Here is a 23421-nt window from a genome sequence, read left to right on the forward strand (position 1 = left end):
GGCGGGTGGGGCGGGCGCCGCGCGGAACTTGCGGGCGCCGGGGCTGATGGGGCCGGGTCAGGTCCGGGATGGCCGGTGAGCGCCGTGCGGTCCACCGCGTGACGGCCGGGGACAGCACCGGGTCGCCCGCGGCCATCTTCCGCACGGCGTCGCGCCGAGGACCTGGTCGGCGTAGACGACGGCGTCCGACTCGTTGAACTGGCGGCTGCTGTGGACCCCGTGCGGTACGGCGGCGTCTGGCGCCCGCGCCGTCGCCCTCGCCGTCGAGGCCGGCGGCCTCGGCCAGGTCGGAGGGCAGCAGCCAGGGGTATTCCGCGTGGGTCACACGCTCCACGCCACGCAGCCGTACGGGCCGGAACGGCCGGGAGTCCGCCGTCCGCTACCGAAGTAGGGGGTGGTGTGGACTTCCGGACCGGCAAGCGCATCCCGAGGTCGGAAGCGCCACCGGCCGCGTGCGCGGGAGGATCGGGGCCATGAGGAAGATCCTCGAACTGCTGGGCACGGCGCTGCTCGTGGTGGGCTGCGTGGGGGTGATACGCGAACTGACCGGCGGCTGGTTCGCGTTCCTGGGCGTCACCCGCGTCGTGGTGGAGCATCTGCCGGTGCTGCGGCGGGACTTCCCGCTGTTCGCGCACGCGCTGCTCGCCGTGGCCGGTTGCGGGGTGCTGATAGCCGCCGGGCGCCGGGTCCGGGCGTAGGCCGGTCACTCCTCCGCCGCGAAGGTGCCGAACTCGGCGGGGCCGGTGGGCCGGTACGTCTGGATGGTCGCCCCGGTGGAGGTGGTGCGGTGCCCGGTCAGCTCGTACGCGGTCGGGACGCCGCCGTCCGGGAAGAGCCGGCGGCCCTTGCCGAGGAAGACGGGGAAGACCAGCAGGTTGAGCGCGTCCACCAGGCCGTGGGCGATGAGGCCCTGCGCGAGGCGGGCGCTGCCGTGGACCTGGATCTCCCGGCCGGGGCCCGCCTTCAGCCGGGCGACGACCTCGCCGAGGTCGCCCTCCACGAGGTGAGAGTTGTTCCACTCGACCGTCCTGAGGGTCCGGGACACGACGTGCTTGGGGAGGTTGTTGAGCGGGCCCGCGATCGGGTCGTCCGGGTCGGTGACCTCCGGCCAGTACGAGGCGAAGATCTCGTACGTGCGGCGGCCGAGGAGGAAGGCGTCGGCGCGGTCGAAGACCTCGTTCATGAAGCGGCCCATGTCCTCGTCGGCGAAGGGAACGAGCCAGCCGCCGTAGTCGAAGCCGTCACTGCGGTCCTCGTCGGGGCCGCCGGGGGCCTGCATGACGCCGTCGAGGGAGAGGAAGGTGGTGAGGGTGAGCTGAGCCATGGCACGCGCCTTTCGTCGGTGTTCCGTACCAGCTCAGACCCTGGCGGCGCCCGGAACTCATCGCCGGGCGGCGACGCGGCGGGGGTGTCCCACCAGAGGAGCAACACCCCCGCCGGTCCGGTCCGGCACGGGGGACGCGACGGGGCGCGCCGGCACCGGGCCGGGCCGTCGGAGGAACCGGCGGGCGGGTACGGCGCGGACCCCGCCCACCGGCGGCCGGAGCGGGGCGCTGGACGCGCGGGCGGGCCCCCGGACGCCTATCACCGGACCCGGTCCCGGGCCCGGACCCGGTCCCGGACCCGGCGCCGGACGCCGGACGGGCGCACTGCGCCGGGAGCGGCCGCATGTCGGCCGGTGCGCCGGCCATCGGGCCGGTTGCCGGGCGGCGCCCCTGGGCGCTCAGAGCCGGGCGGCGCCCCTGGGCGCCCAGGGGTGGGGCGACCGCTGCCGGGTCAGGGCGGCGTCGGGTGGGTCAGCCACCGAGTTCCTGGTGGCGGGCGGTGAGGCGCTTGGCGCCCTCCTCCGTGAGGGAGCCGAAGAGGCGCAGGCGGGAGATGCCGCCGTCGGGGTAGATGTCGATGCGGACGTGGGTGCCGACGGCCGGGGTCGGCAGTACGAAGCGGTGGTTGGTGTCGGGCTGGAGCCGGGTCCGGGGCAGGAACTCGGTCCACGGCCCGTCCTCGCCGTCGCGTACGGAGAGGGCGGCCCAGCCCGCGCTGTTGCCCTTCAGGTACGCCGTGTCTATCTCGACGGCGCGGATCTCGGCCTGCTCGGCGAGCCGGTAGCGGATCCAGTCGTTGCCCTGGTCGCGGCGGCGCCTCGTCTCCCAGCCGTCGTCCATCTTGCGGGAGCGGCCGGGCTGGATCGTGTTGGTGGCGGGCGAGTAGAAGCGGTCGGAGGCGTCCTCGACACCGCCGCCGTTCTCCAGCGCCACCAGGTCGAAGGTGCCGAGCGCGCCGAGCCACGCCGGGTCGGGGGCGACCTCGCCGTACACGCGGAGGCGGGCCACGCCGCCGTCGGGGTGCTGGTTGAGGCGGAGGTGGGTGAAGCGGCGCTCCACATCGACGGCGAACCCGTTCGCCGCGTGCCCGCCGACGGGCGTGCGGGGCACGAGGGTGGTCCACTCGACGTCCGGGCCGAGCAGTTCCTCCGGCGAGGGCGAGCCGGGCACGGAGGCGGCCTCGACGGAGACGGCCTGCGGGTAGTTGCCGCGGAAGTGGGCCGTGTCCACGACGATGCCGCGGATCACGCCGGGCGCGCCGAGCCGTACGAGCGCCCAGTCGTGGTCGTCGGCGTCGGGGTGCGGCCGGTCGGCGGAGGTGCCGCGGCGGCGGCGGGTCTCCCAGCCGTCCATGACCTTGCCCTTGTGGCCGAAGTGCTCCGGGTCGAACTCGGCGGGCTCGGGCTTGAGGAGGTTCTCCCGCTCGGCGAAGAACTCGTCGTTGGCGGCGACGACACCCGCGCCGAGGCGCCGGTCGGCGAGGTCGGCGTATCCGGTGAAGGGCAGGTCGGCGGCGCGGTAGTCGGCGTACGGGTCGCCGCCGCCGTACGGGCTGGCGTCGCCGGTGAAGCGCGGAATGCCGGTGCCGGTGGTGGTGCCGGTGTCAGCGCCGGTGCCGGTGACGGTGGAGTCGGCTGCGGTGTCGGTCACGGGATTCACTTGTTCCTTTCGAGCAGTCGCCCGCTGGGTGCGGCGGGTCGGCCGCGGTCGGCGATGCGTACGCCGCGCAGCCAGGTCGAGGTGACGACGCCGTACAGGGTGCGGCCCGCGTAGGCGGTGACCCGGTTGCGGTGGTGCAGCCGGGCCGGGTCCACGGTGAAGGACTCGTCAGGGGCGAGGACGGCGAAGTCGGCGTCGCGGCCGGCCTCGATGGCGCCCTTGCGGTCGAGTCCCGCGAGGGAGGCGGGGGCGGTGGACATCCAGCGGGCCACGTCGTCCAGGGTGTGGCCGCGCCGTCGGGCCTCGGTCCAGATGGCGGGGAGGCCCAGTTGGAGGGAGGAGATGCCGCCCCAGGCGGTGGAGAAGTCGGGGGTCTTGAGGTCGGCGGTGGAGGGTGAGTGGTCGGAGACGACGCAGTCGATGACGCCGTCGGCGAGTCCCTGCCACAGGGCGTCCTGGTTGGCGGCCTCGCGGATGGGCGGGCAGCACTTGAACTCGGTCGCCCCGTCCGGCACTTCCTCGGCGGTCAGGGTGAGGAAGTGCGGGCACGTCTCGACGGTGACCTTGACGCCCTCGCGTCTGGCGGCGGCGATGAGGGGCAGCGCGTCGGCGGACGACAGGTGCAGGACGTGGACGCGGGCGCCGAGGCGGCGGGCCTGGGCGATGAGGTTCTCGACGGCGGTGTTCTCGGCGTCGCGGGGGCGGGAGGCGAGGAAGTCGGCGTACTTGGCGGAGCTGCGGCTGGGCGCGGCGTCGAGGTGGTGCGGGTCCTCGGCGTGGACGATCATCAGTCCGCCGAAGCCGGTGATCTCGGCGAGCGAGGCGGCCAGCTGCTCCTGGTCGAGCTGCGGGAACTCGTCCACGCCCGACGGCGACAGGAAGCACTTGAAGCCGAAGACACCGGCGTCGTGCAGCGGGCGCAGGTCCTTGACGTTGTCCGGGAGGGCGCCGCCCCAGAAGCCCACGTCGACATGGGCCTTGGGCCTGGCCACGTCCTGCTTGATCCGCAGGTGCTCCACGGTGGTCGTGGGCGGCAGGGAGTTGAGCGGCATGTCGATGAGGGTGGTGATGCCGCCCGCGGCCGCGGCGCGGGTGGCGGTCCAGAAACCCTCCCACTCGGTGCGGCCGGGGTCGTTGACATGGACGTGGGTGTCCACGAGTCCGGGGAGCACGGCGTGGTCGCCCACGTCCTCCAGGCGGGCCCCGGCCGGGACCTCCGCGTCGTACGGCAGGACCGCGGCGATGGTGCCGTCGGCGACGGCGACGGCCGCGGGGCGCGTGCCCTCGGGGGTGACGACGCGCGTCGAGCGCAGTACCAGGTCCACGGGCGGATCCATGTGCCGGTCCACGTCGCCGCTCACGTCCACGCTCACGTTCAACGCTCTCCCCTCCAGCGGATTTCAACGTTCTGTTGAAGGAGTCTCGCCCGCGCGCCGACGGCCGTCAAGGGGTGCCCGGAGCGCGAAGATCCACTTGGTGGATTCCACAAGATGGAATTAAGATTCCGCATAGAAGAACGTAGCTCCGCACAGAGGAGGCGTCCAGGGACAGCGGAGCAACGCTGCGGACACAGGGACAAACGGGCCCTGACCGGCCGGGATGCGATGCCGTGGGCGATGTGCCCGGCCGGAGGGCCCGGTAGGCTGCTGCCTTGTCCATCCGCCTCGAAAGGACCGTTGACGTGCCGTCGTCCAGCGCCAGCACCACCGACGCCGCCACCAAGCCCGCCGCCGGGTCGGGTGGCGTGCAGTCCCTTGAGCGTGCCTTCGACCTCCTGGAGCGGATGGCCGACGCCGGGGGCGAGGTAGGACTCAGCGAGCTGTCCGCCAGCAGCGGGCTCCCGCTGCCCACCATCCACCGCCTGATGCGCACCCTCGTCGCCTGCGGATACGTCCGCCAGCAGGCCAACCGGCGGTACGCGCTCGGGCCCCGCCTCATCCGCCTCGGCGAGTCCGCCTCCCGCCTCCTCGGCACCTGGGCCCGCCCGTATCTGGCGCGGCTCGTGGAGGAGACCGGCGAGACGGCGAACATGGCGCTGCTCGACGGCGACGAGATCGTCTACGTCGCGCAGGTGCCGTCCAAGCACTCGATGCGGATGTTCACCGAGGTCGGACGGCGGGTGCTGCCGCACTCCACCGGTGTCGGCAAGGCGCTGCTCGCGCACACCCCGCCGGAGGAGGTGCGCGCGCTCCTCGCCCGTACGGGGATGCCCGCGGCGACGGAGAAGACCATCACCACGCCCGACGAGTTCCTCGCCGCGCTGGAGCAGGTGCGGGCGGCGGGATACGCCGTGGACGACAACGAGCAGGAGATAGGGGTCCGTTGCCTCGCGGTGTCGGTGCCCGACTCGCCGACCCCGGCGGCCATCTCCATCTCGGGCCCCGCGGGCCGGGTCACGGAGGCGGCGACGGACAAGATCGTCCCCGTTCTCCAGGAGGTCGCCCGCGACCTGGCGACGGCCCTCACCAACACCTCGGCGCCGAGCTGAGCCGAGCGCGCGGGCAGGGCCCGGGAGCCCAGGCTCCCGGGCCCTTTCGGATGCCCGCGCCCCTTTCAGGCGGGTGTGCCACGCGTCTCAGGCGGGTGTGCCACGCGTATTCACGCGGGTGCGAGGCGTCTCAGGCGGGTGCGAGGCGCTTCAGGCGGGTGCCAGACGGCCGTCGCGGACCGTGACCGTGCGGGTCGCGTGGGCCAGGTGAGCCGGGTCGTGGGTGACCAGCAGCGTCGCCGCGCCGCGCTCCCGGGCCAGCGTCGCCAGCAGGCTCACCACCGCCTCGCCGCGCTCCCGGTCCAGCGCGCTGGTCGGCTCGTCCACCAGCAGGACCGCCGGTTCGTTCGCCAGCGCCCGCGCGATGTTCACGCGCTGCCGCTGGCCGCCCGACAGCTGGTGCGGGCGGCGCCCCGCCTCGGCGGCCAGCCCGACCGCGTCCAGCAGTTCCAGGGCCCGCCGACGGGCCGCGTCCCCGGAGCCCCGGACCCGCCCAGTACCCCGGACCCGCCCGGGCCCAGAAGCCCGCACGGCGCTCAGGCCACCGGCCCGCCCCCGCCCCGCCAGGTGCGCCATGACCTGTACCTGCTCGACCGCCGTCAGCGACGGCAGCAGGTTCGGCTGCTGGAACACGATGCCCAGCCGCTCCCGCCGCAGCGCCGCCTTGCCGGCCCGGTCCAGCGCGCCCGTGTCGACGCCGTCCACGACGACCCGCCCCCGGTCCGGCGTCACCAGCGTCGCCGCCACCGCCAGCAGGCTCGACTTCCCGGACCCCGACGGGCCCACCACCGCGACCAGCTCTCCCGCGCCCACCTTCAGCCCCACCCCGTCCAGCGCGGTCAGCCGGCCGTCGCCGTCGGGGTAGGTGAGGGTCACATCGTCCAGCAGCAGGCTCATCGGACGCTCCCCAGCGCGGTGAGAGGATCGACGGCGGTGATCCGCCGGATGGACAGGGCCGCCCCGAGCACGCCCAGCACTACCATCACGGCGGCCGGCCCCAGTACGGTCAGCGGCTCCAGGACGAACGGCACGTCGTCCCCGCTGACCAGCGCGCCCACCCCCGCCGCCAGCGCAGTGCCGAGCAGCGTGCCCGTACCGAGCACCACCACGGCCTGCCCCAGCGCGTCCCGCAGCAGATACGGCGTGGACGCGCCGAGCGCCTTCAGCACGGCGATGTCGCCGCTGCGCTGGATCGTCCACACGGTGAAGAAGGCGCCCGTCACCAGAGCCGAGATGACGAACAGGAACCCGCGCATCAGCTGCAGCGAGCCGTTCTCCGCCTGGTACGACGCCATGGCCTCCAGGGCCTCCTCGACGGTACGGCTCTCCGTGCCCGCCGCCCGGTCACCGGCCGCGTAGTCCACGCCCTCGCCGCCGCGCAGCGCCACGACCGTCGCCGCCGTGCCCTCCACGGGCCCGCCCAGCCCCTGCCAGTCGTCGAGGGACGTCCACACGACCGGCGTGTGGCTGTACGAGGCGTCACCCGCGACCGCCGCGACGGTCACCCGGCCCCGCGCGCCGAGGCGTACCGCGTCGCCCGGCCGTACGCCCAGCTCATCGGCTGCCGAACGGGACAGGACCGCCCGTCCCGCGCCCAGCCGACCGCTCTGCGGGGCGACCCCGGCGGACGGCCGCGTACCGAACACGGAGACCGCCGCGGCGCGCTCGCCCCCGCCCGCGACGGCGTTCAGGGTGCTGATGCCGACCGGCTCGGCGGCGGTCACACCGGGCCGCGCCGCCCAGGTGCGCCAGGCGCGCTCCGGCACCGCCGACGCGGTGAACGACACCTCACGCCCGGGCGGCGGCGCCGCGAAGGCCAGCCGGTCGGCGGGCAGACCGGTGACCGCCGAGACGTTCTCCCGCGCGAGCCCGGCCGTCAGCCCGGACAACAGCCCCACGAGCAGCGTGATCAGGACGATCACCGTACCCATCAGCGCGAACCGCCCTTTGGCGAACCGCAGATCTCTCCATGCCACGAACATGACCCCAGCCTGGCCGCCGCCCCGCCCGACCGGCATCGCGCCACGGACGGCCACGACGTCAAACTTTCGGTTGAGGCCCCACCCGCGCGGGCCGCCTACGCTGGACGGGTCATGTCTCCCCGCACCGCCGCCTCCGCCCCCCTCGCCGCCTCGGCCCCTCTCGCCGCTTCGGCCCCTCTCGCCGCCGCCGTCCACTTCGCCGACGGGTTCCTCGCCCGCACGCGCGCCCCGCGGGTGCTGCGGCTCGGGCTGCACCTGCTGACGGCGGGCCTCCTGGCGCTCGCGGCGGTCCGCGCGGTGGCCGCCGGGGACGCGGCGCGCGCGACGGCGGTCACCGGGGCGGCGGCCGTGATGGGCGCCGTGTACGCGGCGGGCCCGGCGCTGCCGGCGGTACGCGGACGTTCCGTCCGGGGCGCGCGGGCGGCCGGGCCGTGGCTGGGCGCGGTGTGCGCGGCGTGGCTCGGGCTGCTGGTGCTGACGCCCGACGCGCTGTGGGTCGCCTTCCCCCTGTACTTCCTCCAGTTGCGCCTGCTGCCCGTGCGCTGGGCTCTGCCCGCGGTCGCGGCGACGGCGGGCGCGGCGGTCCTCGCGCACGTCGGCCACGGGGCGCCCCTCAACCCGGGCGTGTTCGTCGGGCCGCCGCTGGGCGCTGCCGTGGCCGTCGCGACCGTCCTCGGGTACCAGGCGCTGTACCGGGAGAACGAGCGGCGGCGGCAGCTGATCGACGAACTCGTGGCCACGCGCGCCGAGCTGGCCGCCGCCGAACGCCACGCGGGCACCCTCGCCGAACGGGAACGCCTCGCCCGCGAGATCCACGACACGCTCGCCCAGGGCCTGTCGTCCATCCAGCTCCTGCTGCGCGCCGCCGAACGCGCCCTGCCGCCCGGCTCCCCCGCCGCCGCGCACATCGAACGGGCCCGTGAGGAGGCGCGGGGCAACCTCGCGGAGGCGCGCCGCTTCGTCCGCGCCCTGACCCCGCCGGACCTCCAGCGGGGCTCACTCGTCGCCGCGCTGGAGCGGCTCTCCGCACAGGGCGCGCCCCGGGAGGGCGGTGGTGGCGCGGGGGTGCCGTCTGACCGTGTCGGGGGCGCGGCGGGCGGCGTGCCGGGGCGGGCTCCCCGGGTGCGGTTCTCGCTGAGCGGTACGCCCGTGCCGCTGCCCACCCCGTACGAGGTGGCGCTGCTGCGGATCGCCCAGTCGGCGCTCGCGAACACGGTGCGGCACGCGGCGGCCTGCCGGGCCGAGGTGACGCTGACCTTCATGGACGCGTCCGTCACGCTCGACGTGGTGGACGACGGCGTCGGCTTCGACCCCGCCGTGTGCGTGCCGTCGGCGGACGGCGGCTTCGGGCTGCCGGCGATGCGGGTCCGTGCCGAGTCGCTGGGCGGGACGTTCGCCGTGGAGTCCGCGCCCGGTCAGGGCACGGCCGTCGCGGTGACGCTGCCGCTGCCGCTCGCGCCGGGGGCCGCCGCGTGACGATCCGGTTGCTGCTCGCCGACGACCACCCCGTCGTACGGGCGGGGCTGCGCGCCGTACTGGACACGGAGCCCGGCTTCGAGGTGGTCGCCGAGGCCGCCACGGCAAAGGACGCGGTCGAGCGTGCGGCGGCGGGCGGCGTGGACGTCGTCCTGATGGACCTGCGGTTCGGGCCCGACGGCATGCACGGCTCGGCGGCCACGGCGGCGATCACCGAACGGGGCGGCGACGCGCCGCGGGTACTGGTGCTCACGACCTACGACACGGACGCCGACATCCTGGCGGCGGTCGAGGCGGGTGCGAGCGGCTATCTGCTGAAGGACGCCCCGCCGGAGGAGCTGGCGGCGGCGGTGCGCACGGCGGCGGCGGGCCGCTCGGCGCTGGCCCCGGCGGTCGCGCACCGGCTGATGCACCGGCTGCGGGACCCCGGGCAGGCGCTGACGCGGCGCGAGCTGGAGGTGCTGGGCCTGGTCGCCGAGGGGCTGTCGAACCAGCAGATCAGCAAGCGGCTGTTCCTCAGCCAGGCGACGGTGAAGTCGCACCTGGTGCACGTCTTCGCGAAGCTGTCGGTCGAGTCGCGCACGGCGGCGGTGGCGGAGGCCCGCGCCCGGGGGCTGGTCCGGTAGGGCGGCGAGGGCCGGCCCGGTGGGGCGAGCGGGGAGCTGGTGCCGGTAGGCCGTACGGGGTCCGGCGTCGTAGGACCGCGTGGGGGCCGACTGGTTCCGGACCGGGCCTCGGTGCCGAGGGCCTCGGTGCCGACGGCCTCGGTGCCGACGACCTCGTGCCGACGGCCTCGGTGCCGGGCGTAACAGATCTTCAGCCGCCCCGGCCCCACAGCGAGCGTGACCCGCGGCATGACCCCGCAGCAGTTCCCCGGAAGCGACGCGGCTTCCGGGGAGCCGGGAGGCGGTGCGGGTCGTCAGCTGGACTGCTCCACGTCCATCGCCCCGCGCCACACGGTCACGTCGAGGCTGATGTAGTCGCTGGGGTCGTTCTCGGGCGAGAAGCCGAGAACGGTCAGCAGGGCGACGTCCCCCGCGCCGTTCTGCAGGCAGACGCGGGACCCCCTGGTCATCTGCGAGTCCTCGATCGAGGTGGTGTAGCGGGTCTCGTCGAGGCACGTCCGCAACGTGCCCTCCTGCCCGTTGCGCAGCATCACCAGTCGGCCCGCGTCGTTGGCGTGGAGGCCGGAGATGCTGTACCGGATGTCGCCGCCGTCGCCCTTGGGCTTCACCGGGTCGTCCGCGAGGGACAGCTCGTACCCCTCGGTCAGGTCGATGCCCTTGTAGTCGACGGGCTGGGGCGGGGTGGCGGGCTCGCCGCCGGGGGTGCCCTGCGAGGGGGTGCCGCCCCCGGCGCCCGCGTCGGCGCCCGTACCGGTGCCCTGGCCCGCCTGCTCGCCCTCGCCCTGGCCGGTGGTGTCCGCGCCCGCGGACGGCTTCGGCGCGCCGGAGATGGTGCCCTGCGCCTGGCCGGGGCCCTGCTCCTTGCCGTTGTCCTTCAGGATGGCGTACGCGGTGACGCCGCCCGCGACGGCGAACGCGACGACGGCGGCGATGGCGACCAGCACGGCGCGGCCGTTCCGCTTCGGCGCGGGCGCGGGCGCGGCGGGGGCGGGAGCGCCGGGGGCTCCGGGGCCGTACGGGGCGGCGCCGACGACCGGGTGCGTGTACGGGTGCGGCTGCGGGGGCGGCGTGGGGGCGTGGCCCGGGCCCATGGTGGGCGGCGGCCCGAAGCCCTGCGGCGGCGCGGACGGCGCGGCGTGGGCGGTGGCCGGGTGCGTGGGCGGCGGGGTGGCGTGGCCCGCGGCCGGCGCCTGCTCGGCGGGGCCGCCCTGGGCGTGACCGGCGGGGGTCTGCGCCTGGCCGGTGGGCGGGGTGGCGGGCGGCGGCGGGGTCGTGGCGGCGGCCGGGGCGGGGGCGGCGGCGCGGGTGGTGATGTCCGCGGCGACGGCGCCCGGCAGCCACTCCTCGGGGCGGCGCAGCGCGGTCTGGTCGCTCGCCCGGTGGCACATCGTCAGCACCTCGGCGATGGACGGGCGGGCCGCCGGGTCCTTCGCCATGCACCGGGACACCAGCTCCCGAAGCTGCTCGGGGAGCCCGTCCAGCGACGGCTCCTCGTGCACGATGCGGTAGAGCACGCCGTGCGACGTGCCCTCACCGAACGCGGGGCTGCCCAGCGCGGCGTACGCGGCGACCTGTCCGAGCGCGAACACGTCCGTCGCGGGTGTCACGGTGCTGCCGGCGGCCTGCTCGGGCGCCATGAACGCCGGGGTGCCGATGGTGACGCCGCTGCTGGTGAGCGAGGTGGCGTCGGCGGCGCGGGCGATGCCGAAGTCGATGACGCGCGGGCCGTCGGAGGCGAGCAGGACGTTGCCGGGCTTCAGGTCCCGGTGGACGATGCCCGCGCCGTGGATGACCTGGAGGGCCTCGGCGATGCCCGCGACGAGCAGCAGCACCGTGTCCACGGGCATCGGGCCGTGCTTCTGGACGGCGTCGGCGAGGGACGGGCCGGGTACGTAGGCGGTGGCGAGCCACGGCTCGCGGGCGTCCGTGTCGGCGTCGATGACCGGCGCGGTGTAGAGGCCCTGGACGCGCTGGGCGGCCTGCACCTCCTGGGCGAAGCGGCGCCGGAACTCGGCGTCCTGCGCGAAGTCGGGGCGGATCACCTTGATGGCGACGGGCCGCCCGCCCGGCGTGTACGACAGGTACACCTTGCCCATGCCGCCCGCGCCGAGACGGGCCGCGAGCCGGTATCCCGCGACCGAGCGCGGATCTTCCTCCTCCAGCGGCTGGAAGACGGTCCCCCCATGGTGCTGACCACCACTCATCAATCCATGTCTCCTGAGAAGGACTCACCGCGCGCGCGGTGCGTACGTGTCACGTGAACGGCGTTGCGGTGCCGGACCCGCACCCTATCCAAGCGGGGCGCCTCGGCTCCACGCGCCGTCGAGTGCGGTATGCACTCCTTCATGGACGCCATGAGGACGAACGACACGCAGGGAAACCGCACTTCGCCGCCACCGGCCGTCGGGCCCGTCGCCGGGCTGCTGCTCGCGGCGGGCGGCGGCAGGCGGCTCGGGGGGCGGCCGAAGGCGCTGCTGGATCACCGGGGGCGGCCGCTGGTGGAGCACGCGGTGGCCGCGCTGCGGGCGGCGGGGTGCGGGCCGGTGCACGTGGTGCTGGGCGCGGCGGCCGGGGCCGTGCGGGAGCGGGCCGACCTGGCGGGGTGCGTGGTGGTGGAGAACCCGGAGTGGGAGCGGGGCATGGGCTCGTCCCTGCGGGCGGGACTGGCGTCGCTCGGGTCGACGGAGGGCGGGGGTACGGGCGCGACCGGCGCGGGCGCGGGCACGGCGGGCGCCGACACGGGCGCGGCCGGAGCGGGCATGGCGGGGGCCGACACGGGGACGGCCGACGCGGGCATGGCGGGGGCCGACACGGGGACGGCCGACGCGGTGCTGGTGGTGCTCGTGGACCAGCCCGGGATCGGCGCGGAGGCGATGGCGCGGGTGGCGGGGGCTCACCGGGGGCGCGGGTCGCTGGCGGCGGCGTCGTACGGCGGGAGGCGCGGGCATCCGGTGCTGCTCGGCGCGGACCGGTGGGCGGAGGTGGCGGCGGGCGCGGAGGGCGACCAGGGGGCCCGGGCGTACCTGCGGGCCCATGAGTCGGAGATCACGCTCGTGCCGTGCGGGGACGTGGCGGAGCCGTACGACATCGACACGGCGGCGGATCTGGCGCACCTTGAAGGGACGGGGTGAACGGGCCGTGCATGGCGCGGCACTGAGCGCCACGTTGTGTCGTCCCGAAGAATCTCGATATCAACAAACCATTGAACTTCCACTATGAGGAAACTACTATCCACTGACCAGAAGGACCGGACAGTCCCACAGGGGCCCGTGGCCGCCCCGCGGCTCATGCGGCACCCCGTGCCACGCGCGGACGGGCCCGCCGGCTGCGCCTCGGCGGTCGTCGAGCCGTACGGCCACCGCGCGCGGAACGGACAGGCCCGCAAGACCGCCAGGACCCGCTCTCAGCCCCCCAAGACCACGAAGCTCCGCCAAGCCCCGCCAAGCCCCGCTGAAGGAAGTGACAGCTCATGTCCGCACCAGCGCCGTCTCCGCTGGCCATCGTCGATGCCGAGCCCCTGCCCCGGCAGGAGGAGGTGCTCACCGACGCCGCCCTGGCCTTCGTGGCGGAGCTGCACCGGCGGTTCACGCCCCGGCGTGACGAGCTCCTCGCCCGCCGCGCCGAGCGCCGCGCCGAGATCGCCCGCACCAGCACGCTCGACTTCCTCCCGGAGACCGCGCACATCCGGCAGGACGACAGCTGGCGGGTCGCCCCGGCCCCGGCCGCGCTGGACGACCGCCGGGTGGAGATCACCGGTCCGACCGACCGCAAGATGACCATCAACGCGCTCAACTCGGGCGCCAGGGTCTGGCTCGCCGACTTCGAGGACGCCTCCGCCCCCACCTGGGAGAACGTGATCCTCGGCCAGCTCAACCTCACCGACGCGTACGAGCGGCGGATCGACTTCACCGACCCGCGCAGCGGCAAGTCGTACGCGCTGCGCCCCGCCGACGAGCTGGCGACCGTGGTCATGCGCCCGCGCGGCTGGCACCTGGAGGAGCGCCACCTCGTCTGCGACGGCCGCCCGGTGCCCGGCGCCCTCGTCGATTTCGGCCTGTACTTCTTCCACAACGCGCGGCGCCTGCTGGACCTCGGCAAGGGCCCGTACTTCTACCTCCCGAAGACGGAGTCGCACCTGGAGGCGCGACTCTGGAACGACGTCTTCGTCTTCGCCCAGGACTACGTCGGCATCCCGCAGGGCACGGTCCGCGCGACCGTCCTCATCGAGACGATCACCGCCGCGTACGAGATGGAGGAGATCCTCTACGAGCTCCGCGACCACGCCTCCGGGCTCAACGCGGGCCGCTGGGACTACCTGTTCTCCATCGTCAAGAACTTCCGCGACGGGGGCGCCAAGTTCGTCCTGCCGGACCGCAACGCGGTCACGATGACCGCCCCGTTCATGCGCGCGTACACCGAACTCCTCGTCCGCACCTGCCACAAGCGGGGCGCGCACGCGATCGGCGGCATGGCGGCGTTCATCCCGTCCCGCAAGGACCCCGAGGTCAACAAGGTCGCGTTCGAGAAGGTCAAGGCCGACAAGGACCGCGAGGCCGGCGACGGCTTCGACGGCTCGTGGGTGGCTCACCCGGACCTGGTGCCGATCGCGATGGCGTCGTTCGACGCGGTCCTCGGCGACAGGCCGAACCAGAAGGACCGCCTGCGCGAGGAGGTCGACGTCAAGGCCGCCGACCTGATCGCGATCGACTCGCTGGAGGCGAAGCCCACGTACGACGGGCTGGTCAACGCCGTGCAGGTCGGCATCCGCTACATCGAGGCCTGGCTGCGGGGCCTGGGCGCGGTCGCCATCTTCAACCTGATGGAGGACGCGGCGACGGCGGAGATCTCCCGCTCGCAGATCTGGCAGTGGATCAACGCCGGTGTCGTCTTCGAGAACGGCGAGAAGGCCACCCCTGAGCTGGCCCGCAAGGTCGCCGCGGACGAACTCGCCGCGATCCGCGCCGAACTCGGCGAGGAGGCCTTCGCCGCCGGCAAGTGGCAGCAGGCCCACGACCTGCTGCTGAAGGTCTCCCTGGACGAGGACTACGCGGACTTCCTCACCCTCCCCGCGTACGAACAGCTCGTCGGCTGACCCGCACACCGGCCGACCGCCCCACCCCGGGGCACCCCCGCCCCCCGGCACCGCACAGCGCCGGGGGGCGCGGTCATGCCCGGGCCGTGGCCCGGGGGCGTGGGCCGTGGCGGTCACCGCTGCGGTGACCGCTGCCGTGAGACGGGTGGCGAGGGACTCGTGGCCGTGGCGGAGGCGGCGGAAGTACGTGGCGCGGCTGAGGTAGAGGGCGTACGGCCACCTGGTGGTGGTTGGCGCCGCCGCCGAGGTAGTACGCCTGGAGGATCGCGCCCGCCTCGGCTCGGCGAGGCCGCCCTGCGCGCCCAGTTCCAGCACCGCGTTCCGCAGCCAGGCCTGGAGGCTGCCGACCGTCGGCGTCACCGGCGTGCCGAGCAGGCGGCTCGCCGCCAGGGCGCGTGGGTCCCCGGCACGGCTCAGCGCCTTCACCACCTCGTCCGCCGTGTACGGGCCCGGGGCCGAGCCTCCGCCGACCCGGGCGAGCCAGTCGGCCAGCGCACCCGAGCGGAAGTCGTTGCTGTACACCTCCGGGCCGCAGCCGCACCAGGCGGCGCAGTGCGTCGTGGAGGGTCCGGTCCAGTGGTTCGCGTTTCTGGTTCATGGCCGCGGAGTAGGCGGACAGTTCCTCGCGGAGTTGCCGTGCTCGGGCGAGTTCGTGCTCGGCTGCTCCTGTGACCCGCGCCTCGGTCGTGAGGACCCGGTTCAGTTCGGCGGCGACGGCCTTCTTGCTCGTGTCACCGCTGTGGATAGCCATGACGAAGTCGGCGAGTCCGACGCTCTTCAGCCGGTTGCGGACGACGTCGAGGGCGGCGGCCTTCTCACTGACGATGAGGACGCTCCTGCCGCGTGCATGAGCGCCGCGATCATATTGGTGATGGTCTGGCTCTTACCGGTACCGGGTGGGCCGCTCATCACGAAGGACCGCCCGTCCAGTGCGGCGCCGACACACTGCCGCTGCGAGGCGTCGGCGTCCAGGACGAGCGGTGTCCGCTCCGGCATCTGCACCTCGTCGATGCGGTCCGGGTCGGGAGGCTCGAAGCCGGCGACATCGTCCGGGAGTTCCGCATCGGGTCCGAGTGCTATCGCCCTGACCAGCGGGTGGCCGAGGATGCGCTCCTGGTTCTGCTGGAGATCCTGGTACTTGGCTTCGCGGTGGGACGCGAAGAGCCCGAGGACGACGCGCTCCTTCACGGCCCAGCCGTCCTGTCCGCTACCGCGCGGGCCGCCTCGATCACCGCGGACACACCGGAGACATCCGTGCCGTTCACCCCGTTCCAATCCACCCCGAGCCAGTCGAGCTTCACCGAGAGCGCCGGATCGTGCAGAGGCTCCTGGTTGTCCGCCGGGTGCAGGCGGCAGCGCCGGTCACTGCCGCGGCGCAGTTCCACCGGCACCAGAAGCAGGGGCGCCGAACTGATCTTCTGCGCGCCCTCCTCACGCCAGTCGAGCATGCCGACCCCGAGCCGCAACACCCACAGGCCATCTGGCCCGCCTTCCGGCGCAGTTGTTACAAGGAGCCGTCGAGACCCGCCTGCGTGGTCTTCTGCGTGACCAGTCCATGGCGGTCGTGCCCACCTGGCAGTTCTCCCGTCCCGTGCGTCCCCTCGACCTCGACGACCTCGGCGAAGCCCCAGCCCTTGCGTAGCCCCGCCAGGAGTTCCACGGCACGCGGCGCGGTGAGTTCGAGCGTCGCGGTCCGGGAGTGACGGAAGTTCAGCAGTCGGTTGCGACCGCCCATGTCGAGCAGTGAGTGGCGCCAGTCCTCGAGTACGGCTTTCAGCCGATCGAGGCCATGGTCGCTCAATGCTGTGGAGGTGTGGTGCGGCTGACGGGGCTTGGGGTGGAATCCTCCTGAGCGGAACGCGCAGAGGAGCTCCATCGGACCAGCCCCCCCTTGGACCACCTGCCTATCAGGCCATGCCGCTCGACACGCCAGGGATCCGTCAGCCGGTATGCACCTGTTGCGCTCCACGGGGGCGCAGCCCCCGGGTCCGCGACGAGTGCGGGTCACGGCGGACAGGGAAAAGCGTTGGCCAGAACGATCACCGAGTGCTACCGTTGCGCCACTGCTCCACGGAATCCGCCGGGCTCCGATGTCGACATCGACATCGTGCAAGCCCCCCACGCCGTAAGGAGAGTGCACGTGTTCGCGTCTCGCAACGTCCGCCTTCCGTCACACCGGGGGCCGCACATCCCCCTCAGCCGTCCCGCAGTCACCGCCGATCGCCCGGCAGCACTGGACGGCCACCCTCACATCACCGCCTGAGTCAGGCATCCCACTCACCATCTTCGCCTCCGGACTCAGGCGAATCGTTTCGTCTCCCTGGGGTTCCGGGACTCGACCAAAGGGTTCCTCTGTGCTCACTTCCCCTGTCGGCGCCGTCGTCGCCATCGCGATCGCCGCCACCATCTGTTACGCCGTGTACTGCGCCACGGCGCACAGCATGTTCAAGTCGGCACTGTCCGGCAGCCGCTCGGCCGACCGGCCGACCGGCCGCAGATCATCAGGCAGTTCGGCGTGCTCCTGCGGGCCCTGCTCACGCTTCGCAGGCGGTGAAACCGTTCCGACCCCACGTTCCGGGCGGTGCCCGCTGCCTGGAATCCGTCACCAAGAGGAGCCTGCCCTGCACACCCGGATAATGTCCCACGTATCCATTCATGCGGCCCGCCGGGCTTCCCTTCAGGACACGCCTCCACCCGCACGCCTCATATCGCGCTTTCCTGGAGCCTGCCTTGATTCGTGATTCCGTCGCCGTGGCCGCCGCCCAGGGGTTGAGTGGCATGCTGTCCCTGCGTCTGACGGAGCGGTTCGTGCACGAGCACGGGCACAGGCCCGGCCCTTCCGAGGTCCGTTCCTGGGAGCGGAGCCTTCCGGCGTTGATGAGCGTCCTGGTCGAGGCGGGCCTCCACGACGTCACGGTCCTGCTGGAGTACGGCCTGCCGCTGACGTCCAAGCGCGCGGACGCCGTTCTGGCCGGCGTGCATCCTCGCACCGGCGAACCGTCGTACGTCGTGGTCGAGCTCAAGCAGTGGAGCCAGGCCGCGCCCGAGGACGGCGAGCCGCTGCTGTGCCGCGTCGACGCGTACACCCGTCCCGTACTGAACCCCATCGAGCAGGTCCGCGGTTACTGTGACTATCTGGCGTCGTTCAACGGGGCCCTGGCGGAGCACCCGCACCGCATCGCGGGAGCCGTCTATCTCAACAACGCGTCCGAATTCGGCGTCGCCGGCCTCGACGAGGTGGGACAGAGCGAGCGCGGCCGGCTCTTCACCGAGGAGCGGCGTGGCGCTTTCATCGCCTTCCTCCAGGAACGGCTCGCTGCGGCGAGCGGCGCGGTGGCGGCCGACGAACTTCTCGCTGGGAAGATCGCGCCTTCGAAGCAGCTGATGGCGGTGGCCGCCCAGGAGGTCCGGGAGCGCGAGCAGTTCGTTCTCCTCGACGAGCAGCGCGTGGCCTACGAGACGGTCATGCGTGCCGTGCGCAGGGCCGCACAAGCCGATCGCAAGGAGGTCGTCGTCGTCACCGGCGGCCCCGGGACCGGCAAGAGCGTCATCGCCCTGTCCCTGCTCGGTGGGCTGTACCGGCAGGGGCGTACCGCGATGCACGCAACGGGATCGCAGTCCTTCACCAAGACGATGCGCAAGGTGGCGGGGGCACGGAAGCGCGAGGTGCAGGAACTCTTCAAGTACTTCAACAGCTTCATCACCGCCGAGCGCAACGCGCTGGACGTCATCGTCTGCGACGAGGCCCACCGTCTTCGGAAGACCTCGGCGAACCGGTACACACCCGCCGCGCAGCGCAGCGACAAGCCGCAGGTCGAAGAACTGATCGACGCCGCGCGGGTCCCGGTCTTCCTACTCGACGAACACCAGGTCGTACGGCCAGGCGAGATGGGCCGGGTCGAGGAGATCAGGGGCGCCGCCGCAGCGAAGGGGCTGCCGTGCACGGTGATCCCGCTGGACAGCCAGTTCCGGTGCGGGGGAAGCGACGCCTACCTGCGGTGGGTGCTGCGGCTGCTGGGCCTCGAAGAGGGCGGACCGGTCACCTGGGAGCCCGACGGGAAGATGGAACTCCTCGTGGCCGACAGCCCACAGCAGATGGAAGAGTTCCTCGAGGCCAAGCGTGCGCTCGGCTACGGCGCTCGGATGTCCGCCGGCTTCTGCTGGAAATGGAGCAAGGAGACATCCCCGGGGAAGCCGCTCCCCGCCGACGTGGTGATCGGCGACTGGAAGCGCCCTTGGAACGTCTACGGGGACCGCGGAGTCGCCGGGGCACCTCCGTCCGCTCTCTGGGCCACCGACCCCGCGGGCTTCGGACAGGTCGGCTGCGTCTATACCGCCCAGGGCTTCGAGTACGAATGGAGCGGCGTGATCATGGGACCGGACCTAGTGTGGCGGGAGGGCGGCTGGGTCACCGACCGGAACGCCTCCCAGGACCCGGCGTTCAAGCGGTCCACGCCGGACTCCGACGTGAGGCTGCTGATCAGGAACACGTACAAGGTGCTCCTGACGCGCGGAATGATGGGCACGATCGTCTACTCCACGGACTCGGAGACCCGTGCGAAGCTGCACGAGTTGGCAGGAGATCCACGGCCCGCGCTCGTGGGCTGAGCGCGCGTCCCGCGCAGCCCCCGCACCCCGCGAGGCCCCGTTCCGCTCTCTGCTGGGCGGGTTTTCGGCGGCAGATGCCGTCGTGCCGGGGGCTGCGGTCGCTCTTCGGCACGTGGCGGCTGTGTGCTGCGCGCGGGGCCGGTGAGGGCGAGCCCGGGTGAGTCTCGGCGGGATCCGGCCTGCGGCGCTGTGGATTGCGGCGGCGTTGTCAGTGGGGTGCTGTTCACTAGGTTCGTCACTGAGAGTAGTCGAATCCAGGGGGAGTCGTGACGGACCGTACGACGTTCGTGTCGTTGGAGGGCCTGCGGGCGCGGGGGTGGACCGACGGGATGGTGCGGGATCTGCTGGGGCAGCCGGATGTCCAGGGGCGCAGTCCGCGGCAGGCGGCCGGGGCGCTGGTGCGGCTCTACCTGCTGGCGCGGGTGGAGGCCGTGGAGCGGGCCCGGGAGTTCCAGGTGTGCGCGCGGGCCGGTGGGGCGGCGGGGCTGGCGGGGGCGCGGGTGGCGGCCGAGGGGAGGCGCCGGGCGGTGCTGGCCACGCTGCGCGCCGAGCCGATCCGGGTGCCGATCCTGCCGCCCGCGGAGCTGGAGCGCCGGGCGGTGCGGTACCGGCGGGAGGTCGGCGGGGCCGGGGCGGACGACGGGGGGATGGCCCGGTGGCAGGTGGGCTATCTGAGGAACGCGTTGCGGTCGTACGACCGGTTGCTGGACGGGCTGTTCGCCGCCTCCGGGCGGGCCGAGGCGGAGCGGCTGCTGCGGCACCGCGTGTACGCGGCGATCGCCCAGGCGTACCCGTGGCTCGCGGAGGAGTGCCGGCGGCGGATGGAAGGGGGCGGTGGCGGGCGATGAGTTTCGGGGCCTCGGACAGTCCGGAGGTGTATGGAGACATCCGCGAAGAAGGTCGATCTCGCGCCCGCGGCCCGCCGGGTCGCCGGGCTGCTGGACCGGATCGACGACCGGCAGCTCGCGCTGCCCACCCCCTGCCCCGACTACACCGTGCGGGAGCTGCTCGCCCACGTCGGCGGGCTCGCCCTCGCCTTCCGCGACGCGGCGCGCAAGGCGTTCGGACCGACCACGGACACCGACCCCGGCGACGCGCGGCCCGTCCTGGAGGAGGGGTGGCGGGCCGCGTACCCCCGGCGGCTGGAGGAGCTGGCCGAGGCGTGGCGGGAGCCGGACGCGTGGGAGGGCATGACCCGCGCGGGCGGTGTCGATCTGCCGGGTGCCGTGGCCGGGCTGGTCGCGTTCGACGAGCTGCTCGTGCACGGCTGGGACCTCGCGCGGGCGACCGGTCTGCCATACGCGCCGGGTGAGGAGGAACTGCTGGTGGCGTACGAGTTCCTGGAGCCGGACGCGTCCGAGCGGGTCGCCGGGGAGGGGCCGTTCGGTCCGCCCGTGCCCGTACCGGACGACGCCCCGCTGCTGGACCGGGTGATCGCGCTCAGCGGCCGACGCCCGGACTGGACACAGGCGGGCTCCGGAAGCGGGGCGAGTAGGGGGTAGCAGCGCGCCCGACCCACGCCGACGCCGGCCTGTCGGCTCGGCCGGTGGCCCATTGCGGCTCGGCGGATGGGCGGTTGCGGCTGGCCGGTCGCCGGTTGCGGTCGGCCCGTCGCGGGTCGGCCGGTGGGGGCGCGGGTCGGCCGGTCGCCGGTGGCGGGTCGGCCGGTCGCCGGCTGCGGGTCGCGGGTTGGCCCTCACGGATCGGCCCGTCGCGGGTCGGCCGGGCGCCTATGGCAGGTCCGCCCGTCGCGGGACGGCCGGTGGAGGGCGCGGGTCGGCCGGTCGCCGGTTGCGGGTCAGCCTGTGGCCGGGCGCGGGTTGACGGTGGATGCCGTTTCCCAAGCCGAGGCCGTCCAGGTCGTGCACCCCTGACGGGGACTGGACGGCCGGGCGTGGGAGGGTGGGGGGATGGGGCAGGCGCGTGTGCGGGCGAGTGTGTACGTCTCCGTCGATGTCGAGGCCGATGGGCCCATCCCGGGGCCGTACTCGATGCTGAGCTTCGGTGCGGCCGTCGCCGGGCGGCAGGATGCCGACGGGTATGTGGCGGCGGCCCCGGAGGCGGTGACGTTCTACCGGGAGCTGCGGCCCATCAGCGCGGAGTTCGTGCCGGAGGCGCTCGCGGTGAGCGGGCTGGACCGGGAGCGGCTGCTCGCCGAGGGCGCACAACCGGAGGCGGCGCTGCGGGAGTTCACCGCCTGGGTGCGGGAGGTGAGCCGGGGCGGCCAGCCGGTGATGTGCGGCTACCCGGCGGCGTACGACTGGACGTTCCTGTACTGGTATCTGATGCGGTTCACCGGGGAGAGCCCGTTCGGGCACTCGGGGTGCCTGGACATGAAGACGCTGTACGCGACGAAGGCGCGGCTGCCGCTGCGGGCGGTCGCCAAGCGGACCATGCCCGCCGGGCTGCTGTCGCGCAGGCCGCACACGCACCACGCGCTGGACGACGCGATCGAGCAGGCGGAGCTGTTCAACAACCTGATGGCCTGGCCCGGGGTGTGACGGCGCGCCCCGGGCCGGGCACATCGGCTGCGTGGGTGGGTGTTGTCAGTGGACGGGGGCGGGCTTCGACGCGCGGGTCTCGCTGATCTCGTCGCCCGGCTCCATGGGCGCCGTGACGTCGTCGGACTCGCGGCGGGCGGCCGCTCCCATGTGGTTGAAGACCAGGTTGAGGAGGACGGCGGCGACACAGCCGGTGGAGATGCCCGAGTCCAGGATGATCTTCGCGGTCTCCGGGAAGGCGTGGTAGAACTCCGGCGCGGTGATCGGGATGATCCCGACGGCGAGGGACACGGCGACGATGAGGACGTTGTTGTCCTTCTCCAGGCCCGCCCGGACCAGGGTCTGGATGCCGCTCGCGGCGACCGACCCGAACAGGACGACACCGGCGCCGCCGAGGACCGGGCGCGGTACGACCGCGATGAGCGAAGCCGCCATGGGGCACAGGCCCATCAGGACCAGGAAGCCGCCGCCCGTGGCGACGACGAAGCGGCTGCGGATGCGGGTCATCGCGACGAGGCCGATGTTCTGGGCGAAGGCGCTGCACATGAAGCCGTTGAACAGGGGGCTGATCGCCGAGCCGAGCGTGTCGGCGCGCAGGCCGCCCGCGATGGTCCGCTCGTCGGCGGGCTTGTCCACGATCTCGCCCAGCGCCAGCATGTCGGCGGTGGACTCGGTCATCGACACGAGCATCACCACGCACATGGAGATGATCGCGGCGAGGGCGAACTGCGGGGCGCCGAAGTGGAACGGCGTGGGGAAGCCGATCAGATCGGCCTCGGCGACCGGGCTGAAGTCGGTGACGCCGAACGGTATGGCGATGAGCGTGCCGAGCACGAGGCCGATGAGGACCGCGATCTGCTTCACGAACCCGCGGGTGAAGCGGCGCAGCAGCAGCACCACGACCAGGGTCACGGCGGCGAGGGTCAGATAGGTGGTGGAGCCGTAGTCGTCGGCGGCGGGGTTCGGGCCCTGCGCCCAGCCGAAGGCGACGGGCAGCAGCGAGACGCCGATCAGGGTGATGACCGTGCCGGTGACGACGGGCGGGAAGAAGCGGACGAGCTTGCTGAACCAGGGCGCCGCCAGGAAACCGAGGGCGCCGGCCACGATAATCGCGCCGAAGATGACGGGCAGGGCGTCGGCCTTGTTCTCCGTCGTGTCCACGATGGCGAGCATGGGGGCCACACCGGCGAAGGTGACGCCGTTGACGAACGGGAGCCGCGCGCCGATCTTCCAGACGCCGAGGGTCTGGAGGAAGGTGGCGAGACCGGCGGTGAAGAGGCTCGCGCCGGTGAGGAACGTCAGCTCGGTGGCGGAGAGGCCGACGGCCGCGCCGACGATCAGCGGCGGGGCGACCACGCCCGCGTACATGGCGGCCACGTGCTGGAGGCCGCTGGTGAGCATCCGTACGGGCGGGAGCGTCTCGTCGACCGGGTGCTTCCCCGTGGGGCGCTTCCCGGGCGGGCCGTCCGCGGTGGGGTTCTCCGCGGTGTTGTCCGCGGGGGTGTTGTCCGCGGTGGGGTTCTCCGCGGGGTCCTTGTCGGTGGGGTGCTTCCCCCCCGGTGGGGCGGTGGGGGTCTCGGGGGCGGGGTTCTGGTTGCCTGCATCGTTGTGGGACCTGGGCGTGGCGGCCACGGCGGTTCCTCCGGTCGGTTAACGCGTCGGCG

At 73.6% G+C, this 23421-nt stretch carries 20 protein-coding genes; 10 read left to right on the plus strand and 10 right to left on the minus strand.

The annotated features are described in order from the left end of the window. Positions 1-473 precede the first annotated feature (473 nt). A complete protein-coding gene (locus J116_RS03615; protein WP_023590715.1) occupies positions 474-698 on the plus strand; it encodes a hypothetical protein in 225 nt (74 codons plus the stop codon). Between the two features lie 5 nt (positions 699-703). Here J116_RS03615 and J116_RS03620 read toward each other — a convergent pair whose 3' ends face one another. The 3 genes from J116_RS03620 to allB form a co-directional block, all read right to left on the minus strand. Further along, on the minus strand, positions 704-1324 hold the full coding sequence (locus J116_RS03620; protein ID WP_023590714.1) for a dihydrofolate reductase family protein: 621 nt from the start codon (positions 1322-1324) through the stop codon (positions 704-706). A gap of 472 nt (positions 1325-1796) precedes the next feature. Continuing rightward, positions 1797-2903, minus strand: a complete 1107-nt coding sequence (gene alc / locus J116_RS03625; RefSeq protein ID WP_028964701.1) for an allantoicase — start codon at positions 2901-2903, stop codon at positions 1797-1799. A 77-nt stretch (positions 2904-2980) separates the two neighbouring features. Next, positions 2981-4321, minus strand: a complete 1341-nt coding sequence (gene allB, locus J116_RS03630) for an allantoinase AllB (RefSeq protein ID WP_028964700.1) — start codon at positions 4319-4321, stop codon at positions 2981-2983. Between the two features lie 344 nt (positions 4322-4665). On the opposite strand from allB, the gene J116_RS03635 reads away from it, so the two are divergent. After that, positions 4666-5472 carry an IclR family transcriptional regulator gene (locus tag J116_RS03635; RefSeq protein ID WP_023590711.1) on the plus strand — a complete coding sequence of 269 codons (807 nt, stop codon included), beginning with the start codon at positions 4666-4668 and terminating at the stop codon, positions 5470-5472. A gap of 150 nt (positions 5473-5622) precedes the next feature. Here J116_RS03635 and J116_RS03640 read toward each other — a convergent pair whose 3' ends face one another. Further along, positions 5623-6369, minus strand: a complete 747-nt coding sequence (locus tag J116_RS03640; protein WP_028964699.1) for an ABC transporter ATP-binding protein — start codon at positions 6367-6369, stop codon at positions 5623-5625. Next, positions 6366-7454 (minus strand): ABC transporter permease, encoded by a 1089-nt coding sequence (locus J116_RS03645; protein ID WP_028964698.1) that lies wholly within the window; start codon positions 7452-7454, stop codon positions 6366-6368. Before J116_RS03645 ends, J116_RS03640 begins: the two co-directional genes overlap by 4 nt. Positions 7455-7565: 111 nt before the next feature. Here J116_RS03645 and J116_RS03650 point away from each other — a divergent pair, with 111 nt between their 5' ends. After that, positions 7566-8930, plus strand: coding sequence for a sensor histidine kinase (locus J116_RS03650; protein WP_023590708.1), 1365 nt, complete (start codon positions 7566-7568; stop codon positions 8928-8930). Then, the gene (locus tag J116_RS03655; protein WP_023590707.1) at positions 8927-9556 is read left to right on the plus strand and encodes a response regulator; all 630 of its coding nucleotides are present in this window, start codon (positions 8927-8929) and stop codon (positions 9554-9556) included. The genes J116_RS03650 and J116_RS03655 overlap by 4 nt, the downstream gene beginning before the upstream one ends. A gap of 293 nt (positions 9557-9849) precedes the next feature. Here the strand turns inward: J116_RS03655 and J116_RS03660 are convergent, their stop codons facing one another. Further along, a complete protein-coding gene (locus tag J116_RS03660) occupies positions 9850-11760 on the minus strand; it encodes a serine/threonine-protein kinase (protein WP_023590706.1) in 1911 nt (636 codons plus the stop codon). A gap of 150 nt (positions 11761-11910) precedes the next feature. On the opposite strand from J116_RS03660, the gene J116_RS28240 reads away from it, so the two are divergent. Together J116_RS28240 and aceB are read left to right on the plus strand one after the other, a co-directional pair. Further along, the gene (locus J116_RS28240) at positions 11911-12687 is read left to right on the plus strand and encodes a nucleotidyltransferase family protein (RefSeq protein WP_051204039.1); all 777 of its coding nucleotides are present in this window, start codon (positions 11911-11913) and stop codon (positions 12685-12687) included. 338 nt (positions 12688-13025) lie between these two features. Further along, on the plus strand, positions 13026-14648 hold the full coding sequence (aceB, locus tag J116_RS03675; protein ID WP_023590704.1) for a malate synthase A: 1623 nt from the start codon (positions 13026-13028) through the stop codon (positions 14646-14648). Between the two features lie 777 nt (positions 14649-15425). Here the strand turns inward: aceB and J116_RS30700 are convergent. The 3 genes from J116_RS30700 to J116_RS30710 are packed head-to-tail and all read right to left on the minus strand — an operon-like array spanning position 15426 to position 16383. Next, entirely contained in the window at positions 15426-15836 is a 411-nt protein-coding gene (locus J116_RS30700; protein ID WP_023590703.1) for an AAA domain-containing protein, read from the minus strand. Next, positions 15833-16096: a DUF4011 domain-containing protein gene (locus J116_RS30705; RefSeq protein WP_235617304.1), complete on the minus strand. Its 264-nt coding sequence runs from the start codon at positions 16094-16096 to the stop codon at positions 15833-15835. The genes J116_RS30700 and J116_RS30705 overlap by 4 nt, the downstream gene beginning before the upstream one ends. 56 nt (positions 16097-16152) lie before the next feature. Then, on the minus strand, positions 16153-16383 hold the full coding sequence (locus J116_RS30710) for a hypothetical protein (protein WP_028964695.1): 231 nt from the start codon (positions 16381-16383) through the stop codon (positions 16153-16155). Positions 16384-17426: 1043 nt separating this feature from the next. Here J116_RS30710 and J116_RS03695 point away from each other — a divergent pair. From J116_RS03695 to J116_RS03710, 4 genes are all read left to right on the plus strand, one after another. Then, a complete protein-coding gene (locus J116_RS03695) occupies positions 17427-19256 on the plus strand; it encodes a DUF2075 domain-containing protein (protein WP_051203982.1) in 1830 nt (609 codons plus the stop codon). A 266-nt stretch (positions 19257-19522) separates the two neighbouring features. Then, a complete protein-coding gene (locus J116_RS03700; protein WP_023590699.1) occupies positions 19523-20104 on the plus strand; it encodes a hypothetical protein in 582 nt (193 codons plus the stop codon). 30 nt (positions 20105-20134) lie between these two features. Beyond that, a complete protein-coding gene (locus J116_RS03705) occupies positions 20135-20758 on the plus strand; it encodes a TIGR03086 family metal-binding protein (RefSeq protein ID WP_023590698.1) in 624 nt (207 codons plus the stop codon). Positions 20759-21166: 408 nt separating this feature from the next. Then, positions 21167-21757: a 3'-5' exonuclease gene (locus tag J116_RS03710; RefSeq protein WP_023590697.1), complete on the plus strand. Its 591-nt coding sequence runs from the start codon at positions 21167-21169 to the stop codon at positions 21755-21757. Between the two features lie 45 nt (positions 21758-21802). Here the strand turns inward: J116_RS03710 and J116_RS03715 are convergent, their stop codons facing one another. After that, entirely contained in the window at positions 21803-23158 is a 1356-nt protein-coding gene (locus J116_RS03715; RefSeq protein WP_099048207.1) for a nucleobase:cation symporter-2 family protein, read from the minus strand. Positions 23159-23421 lie beyond the last annotated feature (263 nt).

The organism is Streptomyces thermolilacinus SPC6, from assembly GCF_000478605.2.
In the GTDB taxonomy this organism is placed as follows: domain Bacteria; phylum Actinomycetota; class Actinomycetes; order Streptomycetales; family Streptomycetaceae; genus Streptomyces; species Streptomyces thermolilacinus.